Source organism: Streptomyces malachitofuscus (genome assembly GCF_055571035.1).
The window spans coordinates 294,448-321,043 of record NZ_JBVIGA010000001.1 but is presented as its reverse complement, the minus strand read 5'-3'; the positions used below and the strand labels follow the sequence as shown (position 1 = coordinate 321,043).

At 70.8% G+C, this 26,596-nt stretch carries 26 protein-coding genes; 17 read left to right on the top strand and 9 right to left on the bottom strand.

Annotated features, from left to right (window positions below; all coding sequences use genetic code 11):
• Positions 1–74: 74 nt before the first annotated feature.
• The 4 genes from ACZ44S_RS01420 to ACZ44S_RS01405 all read left to right on the top strand — a co-directional run bounded on the left by ACZ44S_RS01420 (position 75) and on the right by ACZ44S_RS01405 (position 3,758).
• On the top strand, positions 75–998 hold the full coding sequence (locus tag ACZ44S_RS01420) for an ACP S-malonyltransferase (RefSeq protein WP_466923077.1): 924 nt from the start codon (positions 75–77) through the stop codon (positions 996–998).
• 22 nt (positions 999–1,020) lie between these two features.
• On the top strand, positions 1,021–2,022 hold the full coding sequence (locus ACZ44S_RS01415; RefSeq protein ID WP_466923074.1) for a beta-ketoacyl-ACP synthase 3: 1,002 nt from the start codon (positions 1,021–1,023) through the stop codon (positions 2,020–2,022).
• Between the two features lie 102 nt (positions 2,023–2,124).
• A complete protein-coding gene (locus ACZ44S_RS01410) occupies positions 2,125–2,373 on the top strand; it encodes an acyl carrier protein (RefSeq protein ID WP_100591921.1) in 249 nt (82 codons plus the stop codon).
• A gap of 113 nt (positions 2,374–2,486) precedes the next feature.
• The gene (locus ACZ44S_RS01405) at positions 2,487–3,758 is read left to right on the top strand and encodes a beta-ketoacyl-[acyl-carrier-protein] synthase family protein (RefSeq protein ID WP_466923070.1); all 1,272 of its coding nucleotides are present in this window, start codon (positions 2,487–2,489) and stop codon (positions 3,756–3,758) included.
• 199 nt (positions 3,759–3,957) lie between these two features.
• Here the strand turns inward: ACZ44S_RS01405 and ACZ44S_RS01400 are convergent, their stop codons facing one another.
• Entirely contained in the window at positions 3,958–4,452 is a 495-nt protein-coding gene (locus ACZ44S_RS01400) for a DUF3145 domain-containing protein (protein ID WP_466923067.1), read from the bottom strand.
• 211 nt (positions 4,453–4,663) lie between these two features.
• Here ACZ44S_RS01400 and ACZ44S_RS01395 point away from each other — a divergent pair, with 211 nt between their 5' ends.
• The 3 genes from ACZ44S_RS01395 (at position 4,664) to ACZ44S_RS01385 (ending at position 8,072) form a co-directional block, all read left to right on the top strand.
• Positions 4,664–5,575, top strand: coding sequence for an SGNH/GDSL hydrolase family protein (locus ACZ44S_RS01395; RefSeq protein ID WP_466923064.1), 912 nt, complete (start codon positions 4,664–4,666; stop codon positions 5,573–5,575).
• Between the two features lie 14 nt (positions 5,576–5,589).
• Positions 5,590–6,561 carry an aldose epimerase family protein gene (locus tag ACZ44S_RS01390; RefSeq protein ID WP_466923061.1) on the top strand — a complete coding sequence of 324 codons (972 nt, stop codon included), beginning with the start codon at positions 5,590–5,592 and terminating at the stop codon, positions 6,559–6,561.
• A gap of 266 nt (positions 6,562–6,827) precedes the next feature.
• Positions 6,828–8,072 carry a pyroglutamyl-peptidase I gene (locus ACZ44S_RS01385; RefSeq protein ID WP_466923058.1) on the top strand — a complete coding sequence of 415 codons (1,245 nt, stop codon included), beginning with the start codon at positions 6,828–6,830 and terminating at the stop codon, positions 8,070–8,072.
• Here the strand turns inward: ACZ44S_RS01385 and ACZ44S_RS01380 are convergent.
• From ACZ44S_RS01380 to ACZ44S_RS01365, 4 genes are all read right to left on the bottom strand, one after another.
• On the bottom strand, positions 8,044–8,658 hold the full coding sequence (locus ACZ44S_RS01380; protein WP_466923055.1) for a LysE family transporter: 615 nt from the start codon (positions 8,656–8,658) through the stop codon (positions 8,044–8,046). The genes ACZ44S_RS01385 and ACZ44S_RS01380 overlap by 29 nt on opposite strands.
• On the bottom strand, positions 8,655–9,443 hold the full coding sequence (locus ACZ44S_RS01375) for an EI24 domain-containing protein (RefSeq protein ID WP_466923052.1): 789 nt from the start codon (positions 9,441–9,443) through the stop codon (positions 8,655–8,657). The genes ACZ44S_RS01380 and ACZ44S_RS01375 overlap by 4 nt, the downstream gene beginning before the upstream one ends.
• Positions 9,444–9,747: 304 nt before the next feature.
• The gene (locus ACZ44S_RS01370) at positions 9,748–10,167 is read right to left on the bottom strand and encodes an organic hydroperoxide resistance protein (RefSeq protein ID WP_466923049.1); all 420 of its coding nucleotides are present in this window, start codon (positions 10,165–10,167) and stop codon (positions 9,748–9,750) included.
• Between the two features lie 100 nt (positions 10,168–10,267).
• The gene (locus tag ACZ44S_RS01365) at positions 10,268–11,290 is read right to left on the bottom strand and encodes an NADP-dependent oxidoreductase (RefSeq protein WP_466923046.1); all 1,023 of its coding nucleotides are present in this window, start codon (positions 11,288–11,290) and stop codon (positions 10,268–10,270) included.
• A 93-nt stretch (positions 11,291–11,383) separates the two neighbouring features.
• Here ACZ44S_RS01365 and ACZ44S_RS01360 point away from each other — a divergent pair, with 93 nt between their 5' ends.
• The gene (locus tag ACZ44S_RS01360) at positions 11,384–11,833 is read left to right on the top strand and encodes a MarR family winged helix-turn-helix transcriptional regulator (protein WP_466923043.1); all 450 of its coding nucleotides are present in this window, start codon (positions 11,384–11,386) and stop codon (positions 11,831–11,833) included.
• Between the two features lie 217 nt (positions 11,834–12,050).
• Here the strand turns inward: ACZ44S_RS01360 and ACZ44S_RS01355 are convergent, their stop codons facing one another.
• Complete coding sequence (locus ACZ44S_RS01355) at positions 12,051–12,797, bottom strand: SCO2400 family protein (RefSeq protein WP_466923040.1); 747 nt, start codon at positions 12,795–12,797, stop codon at positions 12,051–12,053.
• A gap of 202 nt (positions 12,798–12,999) precedes the next feature.
• Here ACZ44S_RS01355 and ACZ44S_RS01350 point away from each other — a divergent pair, with 202 nt between their 5' ends.
• The 8 genes from ACZ44S_RS01350 (at position 13,000) to ACZ44S_RS01315 (ending at position 23,454) form a co-directional block, all read left to right on the top strand.
• A complete protein-coding gene (locus ACZ44S_RS01350; RefSeq protein WP_466923037.1) occupies positions 13,000–14,163 on the top strand; it encodes a mandelate racemase/muconate lactonizing enzyme family protein in 1,164 nt (387 codons plus the stop codon).
• Positions 14,160–15,164, top strand: coding sequence for a zinc-dependent alcohol dehydrogenase (locus tag ACZ44S_RS01345; protein ID WP_466923034.1), 1,005 nt, complete (start codon positions 14,160–14,162; stop codon positions 15,162–15,164). The genes ACZ44S_RS01350 and ACZ44S_RS01345 overlap by 4 nt, the downstream gene beginning before the upstream one ends.
• Before the next feature lie 113 nt (positions 15,165–15,277).
• The gene (locus tag ACZ44S_RS01340; protein WP_466923031.1) at positions 15,278–16,246 is read left to right on the top strand and encodes a hypothetical protein; all 969 of its coding nucleotides are present in this window, start codon (positions 15,278–15,280) and stop codon (positions 16,244–16,246) included.
• Positions 16,247–16,385: 139 nt separating this feature from the next.
• Positions 16,386–17,498, top strand: coding sequence for a multiple monosaccharide ABC transporter substrate-binding protein (gene chvE / locus ACZ44S_RS01335; protein WP_466923029.1), 1,113 nt, complete (start codon positions 16,386–16,388; stop codon positions 17,496–17,498).
• Positions 17,499–17,530: 32 nt separating this feature from the next.
• Entirely contained in the window at positions 17,531–19,081 is a 1,551-nt protein-coding gene (gene mmsA, locus ACZ44S_RS01330) for a multiple monosaccharide ABC transporter ATP-binding protein (protein WP_466923026.1), read from the top strand.
• Positions 19,078–20,319, top strand: a complete 1,242-nt coding sequence (gene mmsB / locus ACZ44S_RS01325) for a multiple monosaccharide ABC transporter permease (protein WP_466923023.1) — start codon at positions 19,078–19,080, stop codon at positions 20,317–20,319. The genes mmsA and mmsB overlap by 4 nt, the downstream gene beginning before the upstream one ends.
• A gap of 53 nt (positions 20,320–20,372) precedes the next feature.
• A complete protein-coding gene (locus ACZ44S_RS01320) occupies positions 20,373–21,527 on the top strand; it encodes an aldose epimerase family protein (protein WP_466923020.1) in 1,155 nt (384 codons plus the stop codon).
• A gap of 157 nt (positions 21,528–21,684) precedes the next feature.
• A complete protein-coding gene (locus ACZ44S_RS01315; RefSeq protein ID WP_466923017.1) occupies positions 21,685–23,454 on the top strand; it encodes a pyridoxal phosphate-dependent aminotransferase in 1,770 nt (589 codons plus the stop codon).
• 50 nt (positions 23,455–23,504) lie between these two features.
• Here ACZ44S_RS01315 and ACZ44S_RS01310 read toward each other — a convergent pair whose 3' ends face one another.
• Positions 23,505–23,927: a winged helix-turn-helix transcriptional regulator gene (locus tag ACZ44S_RS01310; RefSeq protein WP_466923014.1), complete on the bottom strand. Its 423-nt coding sequence runs from the start codon at positions 23,925–23,927 to the stop codon at positions 23,505–23,507.
• Between the two features lie 87 nt (positions 23,928–24,014).
• Between ACZ44S_RS01310 and ACZ44S_RS01305 the strand changes: the two genes are divergently transcribed.
• A complete protein-coding gene (locus ACZ44S_RS01305; protein ID WP_466923011.1) occupies positions 24,015–24,842 on the top strand; it encodes an NAD(P)H-binding protein in 828 nt (275 codons plus the stop codon).
• A 36-nt stretch (positions 24,843–24,878) separates the two neighbouring features.
• Here the strand turns inward: ACZ44S_RS01305 and ACZ44S_RS01300 are convergent, their stop codons facing one another.
• Both ACZ44S_RS01300 and ACZ44S_RS01295 read right to left on the bottom strand, forming a co-directional pair.
• Positions 24,879–25,613 (bottom strand): PH domain-containing protein, encoded by a 735-nt coding sequence (locus ACZ44S_RS01300; protein ID WP_466923008.1) that lies wholly within the window; start codon positions 25,611–25,613, stop codon positions 24,879–24,881.
• A 161-nt stretch (positions 25,614–25,774) separates the two neighbouring features.
• Positions 25,775–26,422: a DUF4360 domain-containing protein gene (locus ACZ44S_RS01295; protein WP_466923005.1), complete on the bottom strand. Its 648-nt coding sequence runs from the start codon at positions 26,420–26,422 to the stop codon at positions 25,775–25,777.
• Positions 26,423–26,596 lie beyond the last annotated feature (174 nt).

The window sequence follows — 26,596 nt, the reverse complement described above, 5'->3', positions numbered from 1 at the left end:
CCACAAAACCCCCCTCCGTTCTTCGTCCTTGTCCTCACGGGCGGCCGTGGCCGTCCCCAAGAGAGAGTGTGAGAGTGCTCGTACTCGTCGCTCCCGGCCAGGGCGCCCAGACGCCCGGCTTCCTGACTGAATGGCTCGAACTCACCGGTGCCGCGGACCGCGTCGCCGCGTGGTCCGACGTCATCGGACTCGACCTCGTCCACTACGGCACCAAGGCCGACGCGGACGCGATCCGTGACACGGCCGTGGCGCAGCCGCTGCTGGTCGCGGCCGGGCTGCTGTCCGCCTCGGCACTCGGTGCCATCACGGACGTCGCGCCCGGGGCCGTCGCCGGTCACAGCGTCGGTGAGATCACCGCCGCCGCCTTCGCGGGCGTCCTCGACGAGACCGCCGCACTGTCCCTGGTCCGCAAGCGGGGTCTGGCCATGGCCGATGCCGCCGCGATCACGGAGACCGGCATGGCGGCGCTGCTCGGCGGCGACCCCGAGGTGACCCTGCCGCATCTGGAGAAGCTGGGCCTGACCCCGGCGAACATCAACGGCGCGGGCCAGATCGTCGCGGCCGGCACCAAGGAGCAGCTCGCCGCGCTGGAGGCGGACAAGCCCGAGGGTGTGCGCCGGGTGGTCCTGCTCAAGGTCGCCGGCGCCTTCCACACCCCCCACATGGGCCCGGCGGTCGACGCGCTGGCGACGGCCGCCGAGGCGCTGACGCCCGGCGACCCGAAGATCACCTACGTGTCGAACAAGGACGGCGAGGCCGTCACCTCCGGCACCGAGGTGCTGCAGCGCCTGGTCGGCCAGGTCGCCAACCCGGTCCGCTGGGACCTGTGCATGGAGACCTTCAAGGAGCTCGGCGTCACCGCCCTCCTCGAGGTCTGCCCCGGCGGCACCCTGACCGGCCTCGCCAAGCGCGCGCTGCCCGGCGTCAGGACGCTGGCTCTGAAGACCCCCGCCGACCTCGACGCGGCCCGCGAGCTCATCGCCGAGCACGCCGCCTGACCGCCCTAAGGAGCCGACCCGCATGGCGAAGATCAAGCCCAGCAAGGGCGCCCCGTACGCGCGCATCCTCGGCGTGGGCGGCTACCGGCCCACCCGGATCGTGCCGAACGAGGTGATCCTGGAGACGATCGACTCGTCCGACGAGTGGATCCGTTCCCGCTCCGGCATCGAGACCCGGCACTGGGCCTCGCCCGACGAGACGGTCGCGGCGATGTCCATCGAGGCGTCCGGCAAGGCGATCGCGGACGCCGGGATCGACGCCTCGCAGATCGGCGCCGTCGTCGTCTCGACCGTCTCGCACTTCAGCCAGACCCCGGCCGTCGCGACGGAGATCGCCGACAAGCTGGGCACGGACAGGGCCGCCGCCTTCGACATCTCGGCCGGCTGCGCGGGCTTCGGCTACGGGCTCACGCTGGCCAAGGGCATGGTGGTCGAGGGGTCGGCGGAGTACGTCCTGGTCATCGGCGTGGAGCGGCTGAGCGACCTGACCGACCTGGAGGACCGGGCCACCGCCTTCCTGTTCGGTGACGGCGCCGGCGCGGTGGTCGTCGGCCCGTCCAAGGAGCCCGCGATCGGCCCGACCGTGTGGGGCTCGGAGGGCGACAAGTCCGAGACCATCAAGCAGACGGTGCCGTGGACGGACTACCGCGACGGGACCGTCGAGAAGTTCCCCGCGATCACGCAGGAGGGCCAGGCGGTGTTCCGCTGGGCCGTGTTCGAGATGGCGAAGGTCGCCCAGCAGGCGCTGGACGCGGCCGGGATCACCGCGGACGACCTGGACGTCTTCATCCCGCACCAGGCCAACGTGCGGATCATCGACTCGATGGTGAAGACCCTGAAACTGCCGGAGCACGTCATGGTCGCCCGTGACATCCGCACCACCGGCAACACCTCGGCCGCCTCGATCCCGCTCGCGATGGAGCGGCTCCTGGCGACCGGCGAGGCGAAGAGCGGCGACACCGCGCTCGTCATCGGCTTCGGGGCGGGTCTCGTCTACGCCGCAACGGTCGTTACCCTCCCCTAGGCACTCCGTGCCGGATGATCGGATCCGTCACGGGCACCGCAGAACCCGCCGCCCACGCGGCACGCACCACAACCGCTGGAATCACAACGAAGGAGCGCCACCATGGCCGCCACTCAGGAAGAGATCGTCGCCGGTCTCGCGGAGATCGTGAACGAGATCGCCGGCATCCCGGTTGAGGACGTCCAGCTGGACAAGTCCTTCACCGACGACCTGGACGTCGACTCGCTGTCCATGGTCGAGGTCGTCGTCGCCGCCGAAGAGCGCTTCGACGTCAAGATCCCGGACGACGACGTCAAGAACCTCAAGACGGTCGGCGACGCGACCGACTACATCGTCAAGCACCAGGCCTGAGCCCTGCCGGGCCTTCCGTCCGTACGGGAGGCCCGTCGGCCGGGCACCCCGGCCCCGCCACCCGGCGGTGGCGCCGTACGAATCCTCGTAGATCCGTTGGAGAAAGCATTCCGATGAGCCCGACCAATCGCACCGTGGTCGTCACCGGTATCGGCGCAACCACACCGCTGGGTGGCGACGCAGCCTCTACCTGGGAGGGACTGGTCGCCGGGCGTTCCGGCGTCAAGGCCCTGGAGCAGGAGTGGGCCGCCGAGCAGGCGGTCCGTATCGCGGCACCGGTGGCCGTGGAACCCACCGAGGTCATCCCCCGGCCGCAGGCCCGCCGCCTGGACCGCTCCGCGCAGTTCGCGCTGGTCGCGGCCAAGGAGGCGTGGGCCGACGCCGGTTTCGAAGCCAAGGCCGGCGAGGACCCGAGCATCGACCCGGACCGGCTGGGCGCGGTCATCGCCTCCGGCATCGGCGGTGTGACGACCCTGCTGGACCAGTACGACGTGCTGAAGGAGAAGGGCGTACGCCGCGTCTCCCCGCACACCGTCCCCATGCTGATGCCGAACGGCCCCTCGGCGAACGTGGGCCTGGCCGTGGGCGCCCGGGCGGGCGTGCACACCCCGGTCTCGGCCTGCGCGTCCGGCGCGGAGGCCATCGGCTACGCGATCGAGATGATCCGCACCGGCCGCGCCGACGTCGTCGTCGCGGGTGGCACGGAGGCGGCGATCCACCCGCTGCCCATCGCCGCGTTCGGCAACATGATGGCGATGTCCAAGAACAACGACGACCCGCAGGGCGCCTCGCGTCCCTACGACGTCGCCCGCGACGGCTTCGTCATGGGCGAGGGCGCGGGCGTGATCGTCCTGGAGTCCGCCGAGCACGCCGCGGCGCGCGGCGCCCGCGTCTACGCGGAGGCGGTCGGCCAGGGCATCTCCGCCGACTCCCACGACATCGTGCAGCCGGAGCCGGAGGGGCGCGGCATCTCGCACGCCCTGCAGAACCTGATGGACCGGACCGATCTGGACCCGGCCGAGATCGTGCACGTCAACGCGCACGCGACGTCCACCCCGGCGGGTGACATCGCCGAGCTCAAGGCGCTGCGGAAGGTGTTCGGGGACGACGCGGACCACTTCGCGGTCTCCGCGACCAAGTCGATGACGGGTCATCTGCTCGGTGGCGCGGGTGGTGTGGAGTCGGTGGCGACGGTGCTGGCGCTGTACCACCGGGTGGCTCCGCCGACGATCAACGTCGAGAACCTCGATCCGGAGGCGGAGGCGAACGCGGATGTCGTCCGTGGCGAGGCGCGGAAGCTGCCCGTGGACGGGCGGATCGCGGCGTTGAACGACTCGTTCGGGTTCGGTGGGCACAACGTGGTGCTGGCGTTCCGGTCCGTGTGACCGGGGTCGAGTGAGGGAGGGCCCCCGCCTGGGTCGGCGGGGGTCCTTTCTTGTGCGGTGGGGGTGCGCACGGCTCTTTTCGCCCCCGCCGCCCCTTCCCGTCCCGTCCCTGGGGGCTTCGCCCCCAGACCCCCTTTTGCGCCCACGCGGCGGAGCCGCATGTCGATACAGCCTCGCGCCCCTGTTCCCCTGACGCTTCTCAGACGACCTGGTGGAGCCAGCGGACCGGGGCGCCTTCTCCCGCGTATCTGAAGGGTTCCAGTTCGTCGTCCCAGGGCTTGCCGAGGAGTTTGGCGATCTCGGCTTCCAGGTCGGTCTCTTCCGTCTGGGAGCGGACCAGGGCGGCGCGCAGGCGGTCCTCGGGGATGAGGATGTCGCCGTGAATGCCGGTGACGGCGTGGAAGATGCCGAGGTCGGGGGTGCAGCTGTAGCGCTCGCCCTCGACGGTGGCGCTGGGCTCGGCGGTGACCTCGAAGCGGAGCATCTGCCAGCCGCGCAGCGCGGAGGCGAGCTTGGAGGCGGTGCCGGGCCGGGCCTGCCAGGAGAACTCCGAGCGCCAGGTGCCGGGGGCGGCCGGCTGGCGGATCCAGTCCAGGCTGACGCGCGTGCCGAGCACTCCGGCGACGGCCCACTCGACGTGCGGGCACAGCGCGCGGGGCGCGGAGTGCACGTACAGAACTCCACGAGTCGTCACCGGAACCTCCGGGCTGAGCGGGTCGTCTTGAGGGCGAGGCTACCGTGCGACAGGGCAAGGAGTGTGACGTACCGTCCGTCACGGTGCCGGGAAACCTCCGCCATTCACCCGGCAGGACGCCTGTGCGGGTGCGGGAAGTTGCCGTGGACGGGCGGGAACTCCCGTGCGTTGTTAAAGGTTGGGGGGACACCGACACGCGGGGAGGCGACGGATGGAGCAGGCGACGCGGAGGGGGACGCGCCGTTCACGGGCCGTGCTCGCCGTGGTGACGGCCGCCGCGCTGGGCGTGGCGGGCTGTGACGCCGTCGGCGGCGACTCCCCCGCCCCGTCCGGCACGGAGGCGAAGCACGGGCGGCCGTCCCCGAAGCCCACCCCCGTGTGGGACACCTCCCCGGACTCGGTCGCCGCGGTGGGCGACTCCATCACGCGGGGCTTCGACGCCTGCTCGGTGCTGTCGGACTGTCCCGAGGTGTCGTGGGCGACGGGCGGCAGCGAGGAGGTCGACAGTCTCGCCGTACGGCTGCTGGGACGGGCGGGGGCCGCCGAGCGGAGCTGGAACCTCGCGGTGACCGGCGCCCGGATGGCGGATCTGCCGGGCCAGATGGCGCGGGCGGTGGAGCGCTCCCCGGAGCTGGTGGCGGTGATGGCCGGGGCGAACGACGCCTGCCGGGACACCACGTCGGCGATGACGCCGGTGGCCGACTTCCGTGCCGACTTCCGGGCGGCGATGCGCATGCTGCGCGAGGCGCTGCCCAAGGCGCAGGTGTATGTGGCGAGTGTGCCGGATCTGAAGCGGCTGTGGTCGCAGGGGCGGACCAACGCGCTGGGCAAGCAGGTGTGGAAGCTGGGCATCTGCCCGTCGATGCTGGGCGACGCGGACGCGCTGGACGCGGCGGCCACGCAGCGGCGCGAGACGGTGCAGAACCGGGTGGAGGACTACAACAAGGTGCTGGAGGAGGTGTGCGCCGAGGACCGCCGCTGCCGCTTCGACGGGGGCGCGGTGTACGAGTACCGCTTCGGCACCGAGCAGCTGAGCCGCTGGGACTGGTTCCACCCCAGCGTCGACGGACAGGCCAGGCTGGCCGAGATCGCGTACCGGACGGTCACGGCTCCGAAGTGGTGACTATTGTTTCGCACATGAACGAACTCTTCGGCACACTTCCCAACGGCACGCCGGTGCACCGTTGGACCCTGCAGCGGGCGGGCGTACGGGTGAGGATCCTGTCGTACGGCGGGATCGTCCAGGACGTCGAGGTGCCGGACCGGGACGGGCGGACCGGGAACGTGGTGCTGGGGTTCTCCGACCTGGACGGCTATCTCCGGCATCCGGAACCCTTCCTGGGCGCCCTCATCGGCCGGTACGCCAACCGGATCGCCGGCGCCCGCTTCCCGCTCGACGGGGTCACCCACACCCTGGAGCCGAACGACGGTCCGAACTCGTTGCACGGCGGTGCGCGCGGCTTCGACAAGCGCGTGTGGGCCGCCGACCCGGTGGAGCACGGGCTGCGCCTCTCCCTGGTCGCCGAGCACGGGGAGGAGGGCTTCCCGGGCCGGCTGGAGGTCTCGGTCACGTACACGCTCGACGAGCGGGGCGCGCTGGGGATCGCCTACGAGGCGGTGACGGACGCTCCGACCCATGTGAACCTGACGAACCACTCGTACTGGAACCTGGCGGGCTCCGGCAGCGCGTCCGGGCACGAGCTGCGGCTCGCGGCCTCCCGCTACACGCCGTCCGATGCGGAGCTGATCCCGACCGGCGAGCTCGCCGACGTCTCCGGCACCCGCTTCGACTTCCGCGAGGCCCGCAAGGCGGGCACCGGGTACGACGACAACTTCGTGCTCGACAAGGGGGTCACGGCGACGCCCGTGGACGTGGCCGAGCTGTACGACCCGGCGACCGGCCGCGTGCTGACGGTGGCGACCACGGAGCCCGGGATGCAGCTCTACACCGCGGACCACATCGGGGAGCCCTTCACCCCCGGGGCGGGCATCGCGCTGGAGACGCAGCACTTCCCCGACTCGCCGAACCGGCCGGAGTTCCCGAGCACGGTGCTGCGGCCGGGTGAGGTGTTCCGTTCCGGGACGGTGTACGGCTTCGCCGTGCGGTAGCCCGCCAGCCGCCGCACACATGAGCCCCGGTCCGGGGTCAGGGTCCCGGGCCGGGGCTGCTCATGTGGGCACTGCCCGAACCGACGGTAATCGCTTCCGCCGGCCCGCGGCCCCTGATCAAGCTGCCCGCTTGAATCCCGTACGAACCCTTCACATCCATTCCGTCCGTCCGGTCCGAGGGCGCCCATGGCGTGGACCACTCCCCTCACGCGATACTGCGGCCTCCGGCATCCGGTACCCCACGACGACGGAAGGCCCCAACCCCCTTGACTTCGCTACGTGTTCGCATCGGTGTCCTCGGCCTGGCCCTGCTGACCGGTCTCGCCGCCCCCACCACCGCAGCGGCCGGCACAGCCGCTCCCCCCACCGTCGAGGAACGCCGCCTCGACGGGGCCGCCCCGCAGGAGATACTCCGCCGTTCCGGATTCGCCGACGCTGCTCCGGACCTCGCCCGCGCCCTCGACCGCGCACGCTCCTACGCCCAGGCCCGGCGCGCCGTCGACCGGGAGGGGACGCAGCTGTGGCGCAGAGCCGTCGACCGGGCGCAGGGGCGCGGGCCGGCGGGCGGTGACCTCAGCCGGGACGACGACCGGCCGCTGTACTGGGCGCGGCTCGGCATGACCCGGGAGCTGCGCACCTGGCAGCCGGACTTCCGGCTCGGCGACGAGCAGCGGGCGCGGCTGCTCGACGCGCTGGAGCGGACCTCACGCGGTCAGACCGCCGTCCACTACCCCCACCGCACGGGAACGAAGCGGATCCTCGTGACCGGCTTCGACCCGTTCACCCTGGACCGCGACATCCGCATCTCCAACCCGTCGGGCGCGGTCGCGCTCGCCCTCGACGGCACGGTGATCGAGACTCCGCAGGGCCCTGCGCGCATCGAGACGGCGGTGTTCCCGGTGCGCTGGCGGGACTTCACCGAGGGCACGGTGGAGCGGGCCCTGCGGCCGCACCTGCCGAAGGTCGACCTGTTCACCACCGTGAGCCAGGGCCGGGTGGGCCGCTTCGACATCGAGCGGACCAACGGGGCCTGGCGGGGCGGCTTCGGGGACAACGAGAACACCGGCCGCACGGAGACGATCCCGGTCGCCGACCCGGCCACACAGCCGCAGTGGACGTCGACCACGCTGCCGTACGCGGAGATCGTCGCCGCGGACACCGGGCGCTTCCCGGTGTACGACAACACGAGCGTGACCGAGATCCCGGCGGGCGGCACGGAGGCGGTGGTCCGTCCCGAAGGGCCGACTCCCGGCTCCACCGCCCGTGCCGGTGGGGGCGGGGACTACCTCTCCAACGAGATCGCCTACCGGGCGACCCTGCTGCGGGACCGTCTCGGCCTGCACACCGCACTGCCGGGCGGCCACGTACACACGCCCGTCCTTCAGTTCGGCGCCGGCAACACCACGGAGATCACCGACCCCGAGTTCGTACGGAACCGGCTCGACATCATCGACCAGGTGCGGTCGATCGTGACCGTCGCGATCAGTGCGACGGAGCGAACGCGAGGCTGACGCCGAGGCCGGCCAGAGCGGTCCCGATCACCTTGTTGAGGACCTTCTGGCCGCGCAGCATCAGGCCGCGCATCCGGTCGTGGGAGAAGAACACCGCGACCACGCCGAACCACAGCAGGTGGGCCAGCGACATGAACAGGCCGTAGCCCACCTGCTGGGGCACCGGGGTACCCGGGCTGACGACCTGGGCGAAGGTCGAGACGACGAAGAGGGTCGTCTTCGGGTTGAGCACGTTGGTCAGGAAGCCGGTGCGCAGGGCCGCGGAAGGAGTCAGGCCGGTCCCGTTCTCCAGGTCGACGGTGACCTCGCCCCGAGCGCGGAAGGTGCGCACGCCGATGTACACGAGGTAGGCCGCGCCGGCCAGCTTGATGACGGTGAAGAGAAAGGCGGAGGAGGCGATCAGCAGCCCCACGCCGAGCATGGTGTATGTGACGTGCACCAGGACTCCGGCGGCGACTCCGAGGGCGCCGAGGAGTCCGGTGCGCCGGCCGTACAGGTAGCTGTTGCGGACGACCATGGCGAAGTCGGCGCCCGGGGCGATCACGGCCAGGACGGTGATGACGGCGACGGCGAGGACCTCGCTCACGAGGTGACGTCCTCGGACTCCTCGGAGCCGTCCCCGGCCGTCTCCTCCCCGAGCAGGTCGCGCGCCATCAGCGTGGCCCCGGCGACCGCGCCCGGCATCAGGAACACGGCGACGAACGGGATGATGAACGCCACCGCCAGGGGTGTGCCGAAGCCCCAGACGAGGGTCTTGCGGGAACGCAGCAGTGCGAGCCGCTCCCGCGCCTCGACCGCGCGCCGCTGGAGGGCGACGGAGGTGAGCTCCTCGGTCAGGAAGAACCCGGTGACGAAGAAGCCGACCACCGGTACGACGGTCTGCCCCACCACCGGGACGAACCCGAGCGCGAACAGCAGCACGCCCCAGACCAGGGCACGCGCAACGATGCGGAGGCTGTCGCGCGCGGAGATCCACAGCTCGCGCATCAGCGGCAGACCGGACACGGGCGCGGTGCCGTCGGGCGAGACGTCGCGGTCGACCTTCTCGGAGAGGTTCTCGTAGAACGGCTGCCCGACAAGGAGGGTCACCGCGGTGAACGTGACGACGGACATCAGCAGTCCGAGGGCGAACAGGACGGCGGTGAGAAAGCCGCGGAACAGGCCTGACCAGGGGCTGGACCAATCATCGGCGAAGGGCGTCGCCCAGGTAACAAACTCCGCACCCCACAGAGCCAGTGCGACCAGTGCGGCCGCGTAGAGGACCAGGGTGATCAGCCCGGGAAGCAGTCCGAACCCGAACTGCCTGCCATGCCGGCCGACCCACTGCTGGCCCTTCACGAGGTACCGGAAACCCACCCCAAGATCGCGCATGGGTGCACCCTATCGGGGCCGGCGTGAACGGCCGCCGACGGCGGGGAGGGGACGGGGCGGGGGTGCCCGCCCTCAGCGACTGGCGCGTCCGCACCCTTGCCCTCTCCAGGCGACCCCATCGCGCCGATCCGAGGACGGACACCCCCGCCCCGGCCCCGCACCACCCACCGGCCGTGGGCACTACGCACACCCCCACCGCACCCGCAGTGGCGCCGCAGGCATACGACCACCGGACCGCGGCCGACGGACAAGGGCCGCACCCCACGTCCAAGGATGCGGCCCTCCGCCTGCGCAACGACGCGGGTCAGCTCAGCGTCACGGTGATGTTGCCGCGGGTCGCCTTCGAGTACGGGCACACCTGGTGCGCCTTCTCGACGAGGCCGCGCGCGGTGGCGGCGTCCGTGTCCGGGATGGTCGCCACGATCTCGACGATGATCCCGAAGCCGTCCGCGTTCTTGCCGATGCCGACCTTCGCGGTGACCGTCGATCCGGTGATGTCGGCCCCCTCCTGGCGTGCGACCACGCCGAGGGCGCCCTGGAAGCAGGCGCTGTAACCGGCGGCGAACAGCTGCTCCGGGTTGGTCCCGGCGCCGCTGCCGCCCATCTCCTTCGGCGGGGCGACCACCAGGTCGAGCGTGCCGTCATCGGTGGCCACACGTCCGTCGCGACCGTTCTCGGCGGTCGCGACGGCGGTGTACAGGACGTCGGTCTGCTGGATGGGCATACAGTGCGTTCCTCCTCGGTCCGCCGCGACTCGCGCCCACGATCGCGACAGCTTCGGAAGAAAGTTACCGCATGACGGAAAGTCCGGGAAGCGGGTGTCGTCAGAGCTTGACGATCATCTTTCCGGTGTTGTCGCCGCGCAGGACCCCGAGGAACGCCTCGAGGTTGTTCTCGATGCCCTCCACGACGGTCTCCCGGTACTTGAGCTCGCCCGAGCGCACCCAGGGCCCGACCTCCCGCACGAACTGCGGCTGGAGGTCGTAGTGGTCGCCGACGAGGAAGCCCTCGATGCGACCCCGGGTCTGGATCAGCCGGGCGAGGTTGCGCGGGCCGGGGGCGGGCTCGGTGTTGTTGTAGACCGAGATCATTCCGCAGACCGCGATACGGCCGTCCCGGTTGAGGCTGCCGATGGCCGCCTCCAGGTGGTCGCCGCCGACGTTGTCGAAGTAGACGTCGATCCCGTCCGGGGCGGCTGCGCGCAGCTGCTCGCTCACGGGGCCGTTCTTGTAGTTGAACGCGGCGTCGAAGCCGTACTCCTCGACGAGGAGCTTCACCTTCTCGTCGGAGCCGGCGGAGCCGATCACCCGCGAGGCACCCTTGAGCTTGGCGAGCTGCCCGACCTGGCTGCCGACGGCGCCCGCGGCACCGGACACGAAGACGGAGTCGCCCTCCTTGAAGGAGGCGGTGCGCAGCAGTCCCGCGTAGGCGGTGAGGCCGGTCATGCCCAGCACGCCGAGGTACGCGGAGAGGGGCGCGGCGTCGGGGTCCACCTTGACGGCGTTCTTCGCGTCCACGACGGCGTACTCGCGCCAGCCGAAGAAGTGCAGGACGTGGTCGCCGACGGCGATCCCCTCGGCGTTCGAGGCGACGACCTCGCCGACGGCGCCGCCCTGCATGACCTTGCCCAGCTCGAACGGGGCGACGTAGGACTTGGCGGCACTCATCCGGCCGCGCATGTACGGGTCGACGGAGAGGTACGCGTTCCGTACGAGCACCTGACCCTCGGCCGGGGCGGGGATCTCCGTCTCGACGAGGGCGAAGTCCTCGGGCTTCGGCCAGCCGACGGGCCGGCTGAGCAGATGCCACTCGCGGCCGGTGGTGGGGGGCGTGGGGGCGTCGGACATGACCTGGCACCTTTCCTCGGGATACTTCAGCACCTGAAACAACCATGCGACTGAACATTTCAGGATGTCAAGTAAGCGGGTACCCTGGAGAGCATGGCCACACCACCGCACACCGCACCCAGCCGCCGTCCTGACGCGCTCACCCTCGAGGTCGTCGAGCTCATCGGCTCCGTGGTGGCCCGGTACCACGAGGAGTACGAGGAGGCGGCGGCGGGTCATGCGCTGACGGGTGCCCAGGCGAGGCTGCTGAGCCTGCTGTCCCTGGAGCCGCTGCCCATGCGGAAGCTGGCCCAGCGGTTGAAGTGCGAGCCGTCGAACGTCACCGGCATCGTCGACCGGCTGGAGTCGCGGGGGCTGGCGGAACGGCGGCCGGACCCCGCGGACCGACGCGTGAAGCTGGCGGCCGCGACGGCTGAGGGGCGGCGGGTGGCGCGGAGCCTGCAGGAGTCCCTGCGGTTCGCCCGCGAGCCGCTTGCGGGGCTGTCGGAGGGGGAGCGGGTGGCGCTGCGGGACGCCTTGCGCCGCATGCTGGCAGCGGACTGAATGCCTGCGGCGCAGCTCTCCCTCCGGTGGGTGCTTGGGTAGCGCCCACGGTAGGTGGGTGGTGCGGGGGCTCTCCGCCGCTTCCGCGGGCAGTCGTGCCGCTGGGGCGGCACGGGTGGGCGCGACGGCACCCCGCCTGCGCCGGGCTGCGCAAACACCCCCCGGCCCACACCCACGCGGCCAGCGTTCAGGCGCCGGGCGCGCTAACCACGTCGGCTCACGTGCACCACCACAGGAACCGGTCGCACGTCTCCGTCGGCTCGGGGTCCGGCTCGGGCTCCTTCGTCGTCGGGTCCGGCTCCGGCGTCTCCGGTTCCGACGGAGGCTCCGCCGGAGGGGGCGTCGTCGGGGAGTCGGGCGACGGCACGTTCGCGGGTGCGGTCGTGGAGTCCGCGTCCGCTTCCTCTTCCGTCTCCGCCTCCCCCGACTCCTCCGGGGACGCGGAAGCCGACGCCGAGTCGGACGCGTCGGCACTCGGCGACGTCACCGGCGTCTTCGCGGCCGCGACACCGCTCGCCGACCCGGACGGCTCCACCTTCGTCGCGCCGCCGTCCGGTGATTCCCCGGCCACCGCCGGCTCCGGCTTCGATCCGGGCGCGTCCAGTCCGAGTTCCGCGAGGCTCAGTCCGCCGGCGGCGAGGACGAAGCCCGCCGCGACGAGCAGGGTGCGGTTCCGCCGACGGCGGTGGGCCGCGGCCTTGCGGTCGCGGCGGCTCTGCCCCGCGGCGGGGTCGTCGCCCTCCGCCTCGCCCCCACGGCGCCGGGCCGCCCGCCGTCCACGCGGCGCCGCTTCCTCCGACTCCTCGTCAGGCTCGCCACGCCGCTCGGCGTCGTCCTCGACCGGGGCCGTACTCGCGGCAGGTTCCTGCGGCCGACGGGCGCTGAGCGTCTCGACGGGCGTACCGCAGCCGGGGCAGGCCAGGGCGCCATTCAGGTGCCGTTGGCACGGGTGGCAAAAGTCCATGACGCGGGAAGGTTAGGTTCCGCTCGGGTTCGGTTCATAGGCCTTGCTGTGAAGGTTTGGTGCGGACCATTGCCCATAGGTTTCGAAACTGTCGAAACCGTTATGCGCGCGACCCATTGACACCCCCACCACCCCGTCCTTACTGTCACGCCAGCATTTCGAACGCGTGACGAAATATCGAACAGGCGAGGGGCGAACTGTCGTGCGCATCACCGGAATCAGCACACACGTGGTCGGGACGCCGTGGCGCAACCTGACGTACGTACAGGTGCACACCGACGAGGGCATCACCGGAGTCGGCGAGACCCGGATGCTGGGCCACACCGACGCCCTGCTGGGCTATCTGAAGGAAGCCGAGGTCAACCACATTCTCGGCTCCGACCCGTTCGCTGTCGAGGACCTCGTCCGCCGGATGAAGTACGGCGACTACGGCCGCGCCGGCGAGATCGTGATGTCCGGTGTCGCCGTGGTCGAGATGGCCTGCTGGGACATCAAGGGCAAGGCCCTCGGGGTTCCGGTGTGGCAGCTGCTCGGCGGCAAGGTCACCGACAAGGTCAAGGCGTACGCCAACGGCTGGTACACCACCGAGCGCACCCCGGAGGCGTACCACAAGGCCGCGCAGACGGTGATGGAGCGCGGGTACCGGGCGCTGAAGATCGACCCGTTCGGCACCGGTCACTTCGAACTCGACCACCAGCAGACCCTGTACGCGGTCTCCCTGATCGAGGCCGTGCGGGACGCCATCGGCCCCGACGCCGAGCTGATGCTGGAGATGCACGGCCGCTTCTCCCCCGCCACCGCCGTGCGGCTGGCCAAGGAGCTCGCGCCGTTCAAGCCGGCGTGGCTGGAGGAGCCGGTGCCGCCGGAGAACCTCAAGGCGCTGGAGAAGGTCGCCGCGAAGGTCGACATGCCGGTCGCCACCGGTGAACGCATCCATGACCGCATCGAGTTCCGGGAGCTGTTCGAGAGCCAGGCCGTGGACATCCTGCAGCCGGACGTCGGTCATATCGGCGGCATCTGGGAGACGCGCAAGCTCGCGGCGACCGCGGAGACGCACTACATGCTGGTCGCCCCGCACAACGTCGGCGGCCCGGTGCTGACCGCCGCGTCCCTCCAGGTCGGCTTCACCTCCCCGAACTTCAAGATCCTCGAGCACTTCAACGACTTCGCGGACGCGGAAATCAAGAAGGTCGTCAAGGGCGCGCCGCAGGTGAACCCGGAGGACGGCTGCTTCCACCTCTCCGACGCGCCCGGTCTGGGCGTGGAGCTGGACGTCGACGCGGCGGCCGAGTTCCCGCAGCAGCAGGCCCGGTTCGACCTCTGGGCCGAGGGCTGGGAGCAGCGCAAGCCCAAGGGGTCGCAGTGAGCACCGCCGTCGTCGTGGAGGGCCCCGGCGAGCACCGGCTCGTCCCGCACGAGCCGCGCGAGCCCGCGCCGGGCGAGGCGCTCGTCCGTGTGCACGCCGCCGGCATCTGCGGCAGCGACCGCGAGGTGTACCAGGGCAACCGGCCCGAGGGATACGTGCGTTATCCGCTGACGCCGGGTCATGAGTGGTCCGGCACCGTGCAGCGGGTGGGCGCGGGCGTGCCGGAGTCGCTCGTCGGCCGCAAGGTGGTCGGTGAGGGATTCCGCAACTGCCAGGTCTGCGACCGCTGTCACGCCGGTGAGACGACGCTGTGCTCGGCGGGGTACGAGGAGACCGGCTTCACCCAGCCGGGCGCCATGGCGGCCACGCTGACCCTGCCGGCCCGGCTGCTGCACGTCCTCCCGGACGACGCCGACCTGAGCGCCGCCGCACTGCTGGAGCCGGCGGCCTGCGTCGCCGCCGCCGCGCTGAAGGCGCACGCCGTGCCCGGTGAGCGGGTGGCGGTGGTCGGCACCGGCACGCTCGGGATGTTCGCCGTGCAGTTCCTGCGGGCCAACTCCCCGTCCGAGCTGCTGGTGGTGGGCTCCCGGGGCGACCGGGAGGCGCTGTCCCGGCAGTACGGGGCCACCGACTTCCGTACCAAGGACCAGCCGCTCCCGGACGACTTCGACGTGGTGATCGAGACCGCCGGGTCCGCGGACGCGGCCCGTACGGCCGCCTCGCTGCTGCGGCGCGGCGGACGGCTGGTGCTGACCGGCATTCCGGCGCCGGGCGCCGACGGGCTGGACCCCACGGATCTGGTCGTACGGCAGCTGGAGCTGCACACCGTCTTCGGGGCACCGCCGGACGCCTGGGCGCACACCGTGCGGGTGTTCGCCGCCGGGCTGCTCGATCCGCTGCCGCTGGTGACCCATGAACTGCCGCTCGCGGAGTTCCCGGACGCCATCGCGCTGGTGGGGTCCGGCGATCCGAAGGTGGGCAAGGTCCTGCTGCGTCCCTAGGCCGTGCGCCGGTACGGGGGCGACCTGACGGTCCCCGCACCGGCGCACCTCTCCACCGACCCGTACCCCAAGCCGCGAACCTCGTCCGGTATATCGAACACAAAGGACAACCCGTGACCGACGCTTCCGCCCAGGCGCCCCGCCGGCCCGGTGAGCAGGCGCTCACCGCGCTCGGACTGGGCGCGCCCGCCCTCGACCCCGCCGACGCCTCCCCGTACACCTTCCCCGGCGGCGGCCGCTGGCGCACCGAGATTCCCTCGTGCGAGGGGCCCGAGGCGCTGGCGGTGGTGCTGAAGGAGGCCTCGCGCCTCGATGTGCCGATCCACCGGATCAGCCAGGGCAGCGGCGTGTGGATGCTGACCGACGCCGAGATCACCGAGATGGTCGAGGCCACCGAGGAACGGGACATCGAGCTCTGCCTGTTCACCGGTCCGCGCGGCACCTGGGACATCGGCGGCTCCGTCCGCACCGACTCGCACGGCGGCGGGCTGCGCGCCCGCGGCCATGACGCGGTGGCCGGCTGTGTCGAGGACGCGGTGCGGGCCACGGAGCTGGGCGTCAGATGCCTGCTCGTCGCCGACGAGGGCGTGCTGTGGACGCTGCACCGCGCACGGGCGGCCGGCATCCTGCCGTCCGACACCACCCTGAAGGTCTCGGCGCTCGTCGGGCCGGTCAACCCGGCCTCGTTCGCGGTCCACGAGCGGCTCGGCGCGGACTCGATCAACGTGCCCAGCGATCTGACGCTCGCTCATCTCACCGAGATACGACGGGTTTCGGCCGCCCCGATGGACATGTACATCGAGGCCCCGGACGACCTGGGCGGTTATGTGCGGATGTACGAGGTCGCCGAGCTCATCCGGCGCGCCGCCCCGCTGTATCTGAAGTTCGGCCTGGCGAAGGCGCCGGGGATCTACCCGTACGGACACCAGCTGCGCGAGCTCACCCTGGCGACCGCCAAGGAGCGGGTGCGGCGCGGCCGGCTGGCGCTGGACCTGCTCGCCCGGCACGGCGCGGACCGCGACATGGCCCCGCTCGGAACCCGGCTTCCGGGCGATCTGAGCCGGTTCGACATTCCGTCATAACGTTCCGGAAACTCGGCTTCACAGAAGTAGACACAGCCGCGCACAATCCCACACATCCGTTCCCGGTCTCCTGGTCCCCTCCCCGGAAAGCACCGCGCTCGTCCGGTCCGACACCGCCCACACAACAAGGATGATGATCATGCGTAACCGCAGAGCCGCACTCGCCGCCATAGCCGGAGCCGCCTCCCTCGCCCTCACCCTGTCCGCCTGCGGCCAGAGCAGTGAGGGCGGCAGCGAGGACGACAAGGGAGGCTCCGAGGGAGCCACCATCGGCATCGCCATGCCGACCAAGTCCTCCGAGCGCTGGATCGCCGACGGCGACAACGTCAAGAAGCTCCTGGAGGACAAGGGCTACAAGACGAAGCTGGTCTTCGGCGAGGACGACCCCGACCAGCAGGTCGCGCAGATCGAGAACATGATCACGCAGGGCGTGGAGGCCCTGATCGTCGCGGCCATCGACAACAAGTCGCTGAACAACGTCATGCAGCAGGCCAAGGACGCCGACATCCCGGTGATCTCCTACGACCGCCTGATCCTCGGCACGGAGAACGTCGACTACTACGCCTCCTTCGACAACGAGAAGGTCGGCGAGCTCCAGGGCACCTACATCGTCGAGAAGCTCGGCCTGAAGGACGGCAGCAAGAAGGGCCCCTTCAACATCGAGCTGTTCGCCGGCTCCAACGACGACAACAACACCCGCTACTTCTTCCAGGGCGCCATGAACGTCCTGAAGCCCTACATCGACAAGAAGCAGCTCGTCGTCAAGTCCGGTCAGACGGAGCTGAACCAGGTCACCACCCTGCGCTGGGACGGCGGCACCGCCCAGAAGCGCATGGACGACATCCTCACCTCGGCCTACCGCAGCGACCGGGTGGACGCGGTGCTCTCGCCGTACGACGGCATCTCCATCGGCATCCTGTCCGCCCTCAAGTCGGACGGCTACGGCAGCAAGGACAAGCCGCTGCCGGTCGTCACCGGCCAGGACGCCGAGGTGGCCTCGGTGAAGTCGATCATCTCCGGCCAGCAGTCGATGACCGTCTTCAAGGACCTCCGCGAACTCGCCAAGGTGGCCACCGACATGGTCGACGCGCTGCTCAACGACAAGAAGCCCGAGACCAACGACACCAAGACCTACGACAACGGCGCCAAGGTCGTCCCCGCCTACCTGCTGGAGCCGGTCGCGGTGGACAAGGAGAACTACCAGAAGGCCCTCGTCGACTCCGGCTACATCAAGCAGAGCGACCTCGACTGACCGCCGGCACACACGGATTGGAAGGCACGACCATGGCGGGACCCGTCCTGGAAATGCGCTCGATCGTCAAGACCTTTCCCGGCGTCAAGGCGCTGTCGGACGTCAGCCTGACCGTCCAGCGGGGCGAGGTCCACGCCATCTGCGGCGAGAACGGCGCCGGCAAGTCGACCCTGATGAAGGTTCTCTCCGGCGTCCACCCGCACGGCACCTACGAGGGGGAGATCCTCTTCGAGGAGGAGGTCTGCCGGTTCAAGGACATCCGGGCCAGCGAACAGCACGGCATCGTGATCATCCACCAGGAGCTGGCCCTGGTGCCCTATCTCTCCATCGCCGAGAACATCTTCCTCGGCAACGAACACGCCACCCGCGGCTTCATCAACTGGAACGAGACCCTCAGGCACGCCACCGAGCTGCTGCGCCGGGTCGGGCTCGACGAACACCCGGAGACCCGCGTCGCCGACATCGGCGTGGGCAAGCAGCAACTGGTGGAGATAGCCAAGGCGCTGTCGAAGAAGGTGAAGCTGCTCATCCTCGACGAGCCGACCGCGGCGCTCAACGACGAGGACAGCGGCAAACTCCTCGACCTGATCCTGCAGTTGAAGGAACAGGGCATCACCGCGATCATCATCTCCCACAAGCTGAACGAGATCCGCAGGGTCGCCGACTCGGTGACGATCCTGCGGGACGGGCGGACCATCGAGACGCTCGACGTGAAGGCCGCGGAGACCAGCGAGGACCGGATCATCAGCGGGATGGTCGGCCGCGACCTGGAGCACCGTTTCCCGGAGCGCACCCCGCACCACCCGGAGGAGGGCACCGCCCCCGCCCTGGAGATCCGCAACTGGACCGTGCACCACCCGATCGACCAGCAGCGCAAGGTCGTCGACGACGTGTCGCTGACCGTCCGGCGCGGCGAGATCGTCGGGATCGCCGGTCTGATGGGCGCCGGCCGCACCGAGCTCGCGATGAGCGTCTTCGGCCGCACCTACGGCCGCCACGCGGGCGGCACGGTCCTCAAGGACGGCAAGGAGATCCGTACCAGGACCGTCCCCGAGGCGGTGGGACACGGCATCGCCTACGTCACCGAGGACCGCAAGCACTACGGCCTGAACCTCATCGACACCATCAACCGCAACATCTCGCTCAGCGCCCTCGGCAAGGTCGCCAAGCGCGGTGTGGTGGACGAGCACCAGGAGCGTCAGGTCGCCGAGGGCTTCCGGACGTCCATGAACATCAAGGCGCCGACGGTGTTCGAGCCGGTGGGCAAGCTGTCCGGCGGCAACCAGCAGAAGGTCGTACTCAGCAAGTGGATCTTCGCCGGTCCCGATGTGCTGATCCTCGACGAACCGACCCGCGGCATCGACGTCGGCGCCAAGTACGAGATCTACACGGTCATCGACAAGCTGGCCGCCGAGGGCAAGGCGGTCGTCTTCATCTCCTCCGAACTGCCCGAGCTGCTCGGCATGTGCGACCGCATCTACACGATGGCCGCAGGACGGCTGACCGGTGAGTTCTCGCGGGCCGAGGCCTCCCAGGAATCGCTGATGCGTCAGATGACGAAGGACAAAGAGGTATCCCGATGAGCACAGTCACCGACAAGACCCCGGCATCCGCGCCACCGGGCAAGAACGGGGCGGGCGGCGGTGACGGCCTGCTCCAGCTGGTGCTGGACGGCATGCGCCGCAACATGCGGCAGTACGGCATGCTGATGGCGCTCGGTCTGATCGTGGCGCTGTTCGCGGTGTGGACCGACGGCGACCTGCTGCTGCCGCGCAACGTCTCCAACCTGGTGCTGCAGAACAGCTACATCCTGATCCTCGCGATCGGCATGATGCTGGTCATCATCTCCGGGCACATCGACCTGTCGGTCGGCTCACTGACGGCGTTCGTCGGCTCCATGGCCGCGGTGTTCATGGTCAGGAACGATCTGCCCTGGCCGGTCGCCGTGGTGCTGTGCCTGGCGGTGGGCGCCATCGCGGGCGCCGTGCAGGGGTGGTTCATCGCCTACGGCGGCATACCGTCGTTCATCGTGACCCTCGCGGGCATGCTGACCTTCCGCGGGCTCACCGAGATCTTCCTGGAGGGCCAGACCCTCGGCCCGTTCCCCAGAGGGCTGCAGAAGGTCGCCAACGGCTTCATGCCCGAGGTCGGGCCGGAGACCAACTATCACAACCTCACCCTGCTCCTCGGTCTCGCGCTGATCGCCCTCGTCGTTCTCCAGGAGGTGCGCGACCGCAGGCGGCAGAAGGAGTTCGACCTCGACGTCCTGCCCGCCAAGCTGTTCCTGCTGAAGCTCGTCGCGCTCGCCGCGGCCGTCCTCGTGGTGACGATGCTGCTGGCCAGCTACAAGGGCGCCCCGATCGTGCTGCTGATCCTCGGCGCGCTGCTGGTCGGGTTCGGCTACATGATGCGCAACGCCGTCATCGGCCGCCACATCTACGCCATCGGCGGCAACCTGCCCGCGGCCAAGCTGTCGGGCGTGCGGGACAAGAAGGTCACCTTCCTGGTCTTCCTGAACATGGGCATGCTCGCGGCCCTGGCGGGTCTGGTGTTCGCCGCCCGCTTCAACGCGGCCTCTCCCAAGGCCGGCCTCAACTTCGAGCTGGAGGCGATCGCCGCCGCGTTCATCGGCGGCGCGTCGATGGCCGGCGGTGTCGGCACCGTGCTCGGCGCCATCATCGGCGGTCTGGTCCTGGGCGTGCTGAACAACGGCATGAACCTCGTCGGCGTCGGCACCGACTGGCAGCAGGTCATCAAGGGCCTGGTGCTGCTGGCGGCGGTCGGCTTCGACGTGTGGAACAAGCGCAAGGTCGGTTCGTAAGTCAGCTCGGGCCCCGCCGGAAGGCGGGGCCCCTTCCCTTTCGGGAGCCGCACATGGAACTGAGCAGACGCACGGTCATGGCAGGAGCGGCAGCGGCCGGCGTGGCCGCCGGCACCGCCCTCGGCGGGACGGCGCACGCCTCGCCGGGCAGGGGGAAGCCGGTGAGGAGGCTCTTCGGCCGCCTCGCGGACGGCACCAAGGTGCACAGCTGGTCGCTGGAGAACGGCGGGACCCGGATGGAGGTCCTCTCCTACGGCGGCATCGTCCGCTCCCTGGAGATCCCCGACCGCCGCGGCCGGCGCGCCAACGTCTCCCTGGGCTTCGCCACCCTGGAGGAGTACGTCGCCTCCAGCCCGTACTTCGGCGCGCTGATCGGCCGCTACGGCAACCGCATCGCCCAGGGCCGGTTCACCCTCGACGGCACCCCCTACCAGCTCTCCGTCAACGACGGCGAGAACAGCCTGCACGGCGGTGCCCAGGGCTTCGACAAACGGGTCTGGGACGTCGAGCCCTTCACCCGGGGCTCGGACGTCGGGCTGTACCTGTACTACACCGCCGTCGACGGCGAGATGGGCTACCCGGGCACCCTGCGGGTGAAGGTCACCTACACCCTCACCCGCGACGGAGACTGGCGCATCGACTACGAGGCGACCACCGACAAGGCCACCGTCGTCAACCTCACCAGCCACGTCTACTGGAACCTGGCCGGCGAGGGCAGCGGCTCGGTGTACGACCACGAGCTGTCCATCGCCGCCTCCCGCTTCACGCCGGTCGACTCGGGGCTGATCCCCACGGGCGAACTGGCGCGGGTCGCGGGCACGCCGTTCGACTTCCGGCGGGCCAAGCCGATCGGCCGGGACATCCGCACCGCGCACCAGCAGGTGCTGTACGGACAGGGTTTCGACCACAACTGGGCGCTCGACAAGGGCATCACCCGTCGCCCGGAGCATGCCGCTGTCCTGCGTGACCCGTCCTCCGGCCGCACCCTGCGCATCGCCACCAACGAGCCGGGACTGCAGTTCTACTCCGGCAACTTCCTCGACGGCACCCTCGTCGGCTCCGGCGGCCGGGTCCACCGGCAGGGCGACGGGCTGTGCCTGGAGACGCAGCACTTCCCGGACTCGCCGAACCAGCCGTCGTTCCCGTCGACCGTGCTGCGGCCGGGAGAGACCTACCGGACGACGACGGTGCACTCGTTCGGCGCCTGAGTCCCGGCCGGCTCCGGCAGTCACATTTTCCTCACATGAGCTGAACGGCCCCGTGCCCGGCTCCGTACTCCTGGGTGGCCCGTGCTCCCCCGCGCGGGCCACCCAGGCATGACGGGTCCGTTACGTCCCCGGCGGACCCGCCGTACACGGAGGTTCCATGGCCGACAACGTCACCTCGCTGTTCCGCAGCACCGCGGCACACAGCCCGTCGATGGCGGCGCTGACGCGGGAGAGCGACGGGGCCGGTCCGGTGGACTTCTGCATTCCCTGCAATCCGTACTTCCCCACCCCGGCCATGTTCGAGGAGATGGCCGGCCGGCTGCGCGACATCATCACGTACTACCCGAGCAGCGCCGACACCATCACGGCCGAGCTGTGCAGTCTGCTCCAACTCCCGCCCCAGTGCGTGGCGATGGGCAACGGCTCGACGGAGCTCATCACCTGGATCGACCATCTCCTGGTCCGTGAGTCGCTCGCCGTCCCCGTCCCCACCTTCGGCCGCTGGACCGACCAGCCCATGGAGACCGGCAAGCGGGTCGACATGTTCCCGCTCCAGGAGTCCAGCGGCTTCGCCCTCGACCTGGCGCAGTACGCGGAGTTCATCCGGGCGCGCGGCACCCGGGTCGCCGTCATCTGCAACCCGAACAACCCCGACGGCGGGTTCCTGCACAAGCACGCGATCGTGCAGTTCATGGACGCCATGGCGGATCTGGACCTGGTCGTGATCGACGAGTCGTTCCTGGAGTTCGCCGACGCGGAGAACGAACCGAGCGTGGTGCAGGAGGCGATGCTGCGGCCCAACGTCATCGTGCTGCGCAGCCTCGGCAAGAACTTCGGCCTGCACGGCATCCGCTTCGGCTACCTGGTCGCCAACCCGGCGCTGGCGGGACGGGTGAGGTCCATGCTCCCCAAGTGGAACCTCAACTCCTTCGCCGAGCACGTGGTGTTCATGCTGAAGGAGCACGGTGCCGAGTACGCCCAGAGCCTCCACCAGGTCCGCCGCGACCGGATGGACATGTCCGGCCAGCTCTCCTCGCTGCCCGGGCTGACGGTCTACCCGTCCCAGGGCAACTTCCTCTTCGTCCGCCTTCCCGTGGGCGCCGAAGGGACCGTGGTCAGGGACCGGATGCTCACCGAGCACCGGATCCTGGTCCGTGAGTGCGGCAACAAGATCGGCTCGTCCAGCCGCTTCCTGCGTCTCGTGGTGCGCCCCCAGGTGGACGTGCGTCGCCTGGTGTCCGGCCTGGAACAGGTGCTCTACGGGACGTCCAGGAGGGGAGCCGCCGTGCCCGAGCAGGCTACCGGGACCAGCTACAGCTCGGGCACGGCGGCAGTGGACCGCCTGGTGAGCGAGACCAACGGGTCGGGCATGCGGGGGCTCGCCGCTCAGACCGCCGGTGCCGGCGCCCCGGGGCTCGCCGCCGCTCCGTCCGCCGGCACCGGCATGCCGCTCCCCGCCGCCGCGTCCACCGTGATGGCGGACCCGGCCGGCGGGATGCCGGTGCCGGCCGCGGCGCCGGCGGGGACGCAGGGTGTGCCCCAGCCCGTTCCCCAGCCGTTCGCCCAGCCCGCACCACAGCCCGCACCACAGCCCGCGCCCCCTCCGGCCCCTCCGTCCCCGCAGCCGGTCCCCCAGCCGGTGCCGGTTCCCGTTCCGGAGCCGGTCCCGCAGCCCGCCCCGATGCCGGCCGCCGCCCAGCCGCTCGCCCCTGCGGCACAGGCGCCGATGCCGGCGGCGTACCCGGCGCCGGTGCCGTCCCAGGTGCCGCCCCCCACCGGCCTCACCCCGCCCGGCGTCCCGGCCCGCGGGGGCCTGACGGCCGCGCAGGTCAGGGGCACCAACGGCCTCTCCACGGCCCCGGCGACGGGCTGGCCGGGCCCACAGGCCGCCTGGCCCGAGGCGGCGGGGATGGGCCAGGCGGGCTGAGGAACGTCGGTGAGCGACGGGCCGGCCGCTGCGCGCGGCGTCCCCGGACGTCAGTGGATGTCGTGGTCCGGGTGGGTCCGGTCGTATGCGGCGCGGGCCTCGGCGATGGCGGTGCGGTGGGAAAGTGACCAGTCGGCGAGGGCCTTGACCAGGTGGGTGAGGCCGGCGCCGGTGGCGGTCAGGCGGTAGTCGACGCGGGCCGGGACGGTGGGGTACACGGTGCGCAGCACGAGGCCGTCGCGCTCCAGCCTGCGCACCGTGAGGGTGAGCATGCGCTGGGAGATGCCGTCGATCGCGCGCTGCAGCTCGCGGAACCGTCGCGGTCCGCCCGCGAGTTCGACGATGACCAGCACGGACCACTTGTCCCCGATGCGGTCCAGGACGTCGCGGATGCCGCAGTCGGGGTGGCCGGCGCTTCCGCAGGGTTCCAGTTCGGCGGGGGAGGCGGTTACTTCCGTGTGCGTGGGTGACATCGAACTGCCTTCTTGTGGCCGGTGGTTGCGCGGTCGAGGATCAAGCGTAGTGACGGGGGAGAACCACGACGGAGGACTGCGACCGACATGATTGTGGTGACCGGAGCGAACGGGCATCTCGGCTCGGCCACTCTCGCGGCGCTCCGCGCTCGCGGCCGCGCCGCGACGGGGGGCAGCCGCACCCCTGACGGGGGAATGCGGCGCGTGGACTTCGACGACCCGGGGAGCCTGGATCTCGCCGGTGTCTCCACGCTGGTGCTGGTCTCCGCCGGGTACGCCGAGGACGACCGGGTCGTCGGGCGGCACGCGGCGGTCGTGGAGGCGGCGGTCCGCGACGGCGTCGGTCATGTCGTCTACACGAGTCTCACCGGTGCGGGCGACCACCTCGCCTTCGCACTCGCCCACCGCGCGACCGAACGCCTCGTGCGGGCGAGCGGACTGCGGTGGACGATCCTGCGCAACGGCCTCTACGCCGAACTGTTCGGGGGTCTTCTGATGTGGGCCCGCGCGGGCGACGCCCTGGAGTCCGCCTTCGGCGACGGCGCCCTGGCCGCGGTCGCGCGAGCGGATCTCGCCGAGGCCGCGGCGATCGTCGCGGCGGATCCCGCACCGTACGACGGGCGCGTGCTCGACCTCGTCGGCACGCCGATCACGGCGGGGCAGGTGGCCGAGCGGGTGGGTGTCCCGCACCGCACCATCGGTCTGGGCGAGTACCGGGACAGGCTCCTGGGCGACGTACCGGGCCTGCTGCCGTTCCAGCCGCCGATGCTCGCCTCGATCGCCACCGGCATCCGGCACGGCTTCCTGGAGAGCTCCGGCCCGGATCTCGCGGACCTCCTGGCCCGTCCGGTCCGCGACCCGCTGCGGCCAGCCGTCGCGGCCGCCTCCGCCGCGAGACCCGCGCCCGGCGCCTGACGGGGCGGCAGCGGCGGGACGCTCCTCCCATGGAGGTCAGTCCTCCCCGGCCAGGAGGCGCAGGTGCTTCCGGTAGGACAGCGTCATCCCGAGGGCGAACGCCGCGGGAAGGCCGACGCCCATGACGAGGAAGGGCCACCACGAGGTGTCCAGGGCGTCGGGGAGGTCCGTGAAGAGGGGCAGCAGCATGAGCGCGACCAGCGGGAGGAAGGACAGCATCGCCCAGGCGAGCCCGGCCATGGCGGCCAGCCGCCGGGCTTCGCCCCGTTCGATGCGGCGGGCGATGTCCACCGACTGCGTCCAGTCCTCGCCGCGCAGTTCCTCCCAGGCGGCGCGCAGCACGGCGACCTCGCGCTCCAGGTTCACGGTCGCGTCGTCCAGGTACATCAGCTGCAGCCGCTTGCCGTCGGCCCGGTAGGCGTAGGAGACGAAGTTCGGCTGTGCCGCGTTCTCCTGGAGCACCGCGCCGGGGTTGATCTCGACCCGGATGTCCTGGATCTCCGGCCAGGACAGCCGCCGGGTGCCGAGGAAGCCGCGGATGCGGATGCCCTTGAGGTCCGCGGTGGTACGGGCGCGGGTGGAGGCGGTGACGAGCCAGGCGAAGAGCGCGAGCAGGGGGAGGAGGACCGACCACTTCACCGCGGCGGAGAAGTCGTCGGTGAGCAGGAGGGCGAGCACCCCGGGTACGCAGGCGAGGGACACGGCGACCACGATGCCGGTGGTCCTCCCCCGGCCGATCCGGTACTCCCGCGGCAATGAACCGGCACTCATGCGGACACCCCCGATGCCTGCGGCACAGACCGCCGCGCGCGGCTCTGCGCGATGGATTGTGAGGCCCCGACTACGCCCTGGGCCAGGGTTGTCGGGAGTCGGAGTGGAAGCGGGCGGGCCTGCGCTCCCCGCGTCGGGCCCGCCCGCTCCTCAGGGACGGGTCAGTCGTCCGGGCACTCCTTCCAGGCGAGGTGGTACACCGTGCTGATGTCTCCGTCCGTGGAGTCCATCGTCATGAAGCTGACCTCGTCGGACGAGGTCCCGGCGCTCACCCGCAGCTCGGTGTTGATGTTGAAGTTGCGCTGGACCCCGCAGGGTGCGTAGACCAGCTGGGCCCAGTCGGTCTCGTCCGTGGCCTGCCAGTTGTCGTCGTACGGGCCCGCGAACGGGTGCGAGCGGTACTCCGTGTTCGGGGAGCCCTGGAAGTAGTACGACGCTCTCTGCGTACCCCTCGCGCCCGGCTGGAGCGAGGCGAAGCCCCGGTAGTCCGCGCTGGCGATGGCGTAGGTGAAGCCGTGGGGCACGTGGACGAGCAGGCTGAGCTGGCAGTTCTTGCGGAACGCCGTGGGGTCGGAGTTGCCGCCGGCCTGGGCGAGATAGTCGCTGTAGGTCACGGTGAACGCGGTGTTGTCGGCCGAGACGGCGACGGCCGCCGTGCCCTGGGGGCATCCGGATCCGTTCACTGTGGCGACCTTGATGACGATCTTGTCCGGCGGCGGGTCGTCGAAGCCGGTCGACGGGTTGTGCGCGGGTAACGCGGCGGTGAGGAGCGCTGCGACCGCGGCGCCCATGAGCAGGCCACCAGCCATGGTTCTCCGTCCTTCCGTGGGGGGTGATGGTTGAAGCGTCATGCACATGCCAATAGCGCAGGCGCATGAGCTCCCGGCTTCGTGAAGGAGGCATGGAGGTGCGGTGAAGGCCGGGAGCGCTCGCATCGTATGGAGCGCCGCGACCCCCGGACAGAGCGAACTCCGGCCATTCAC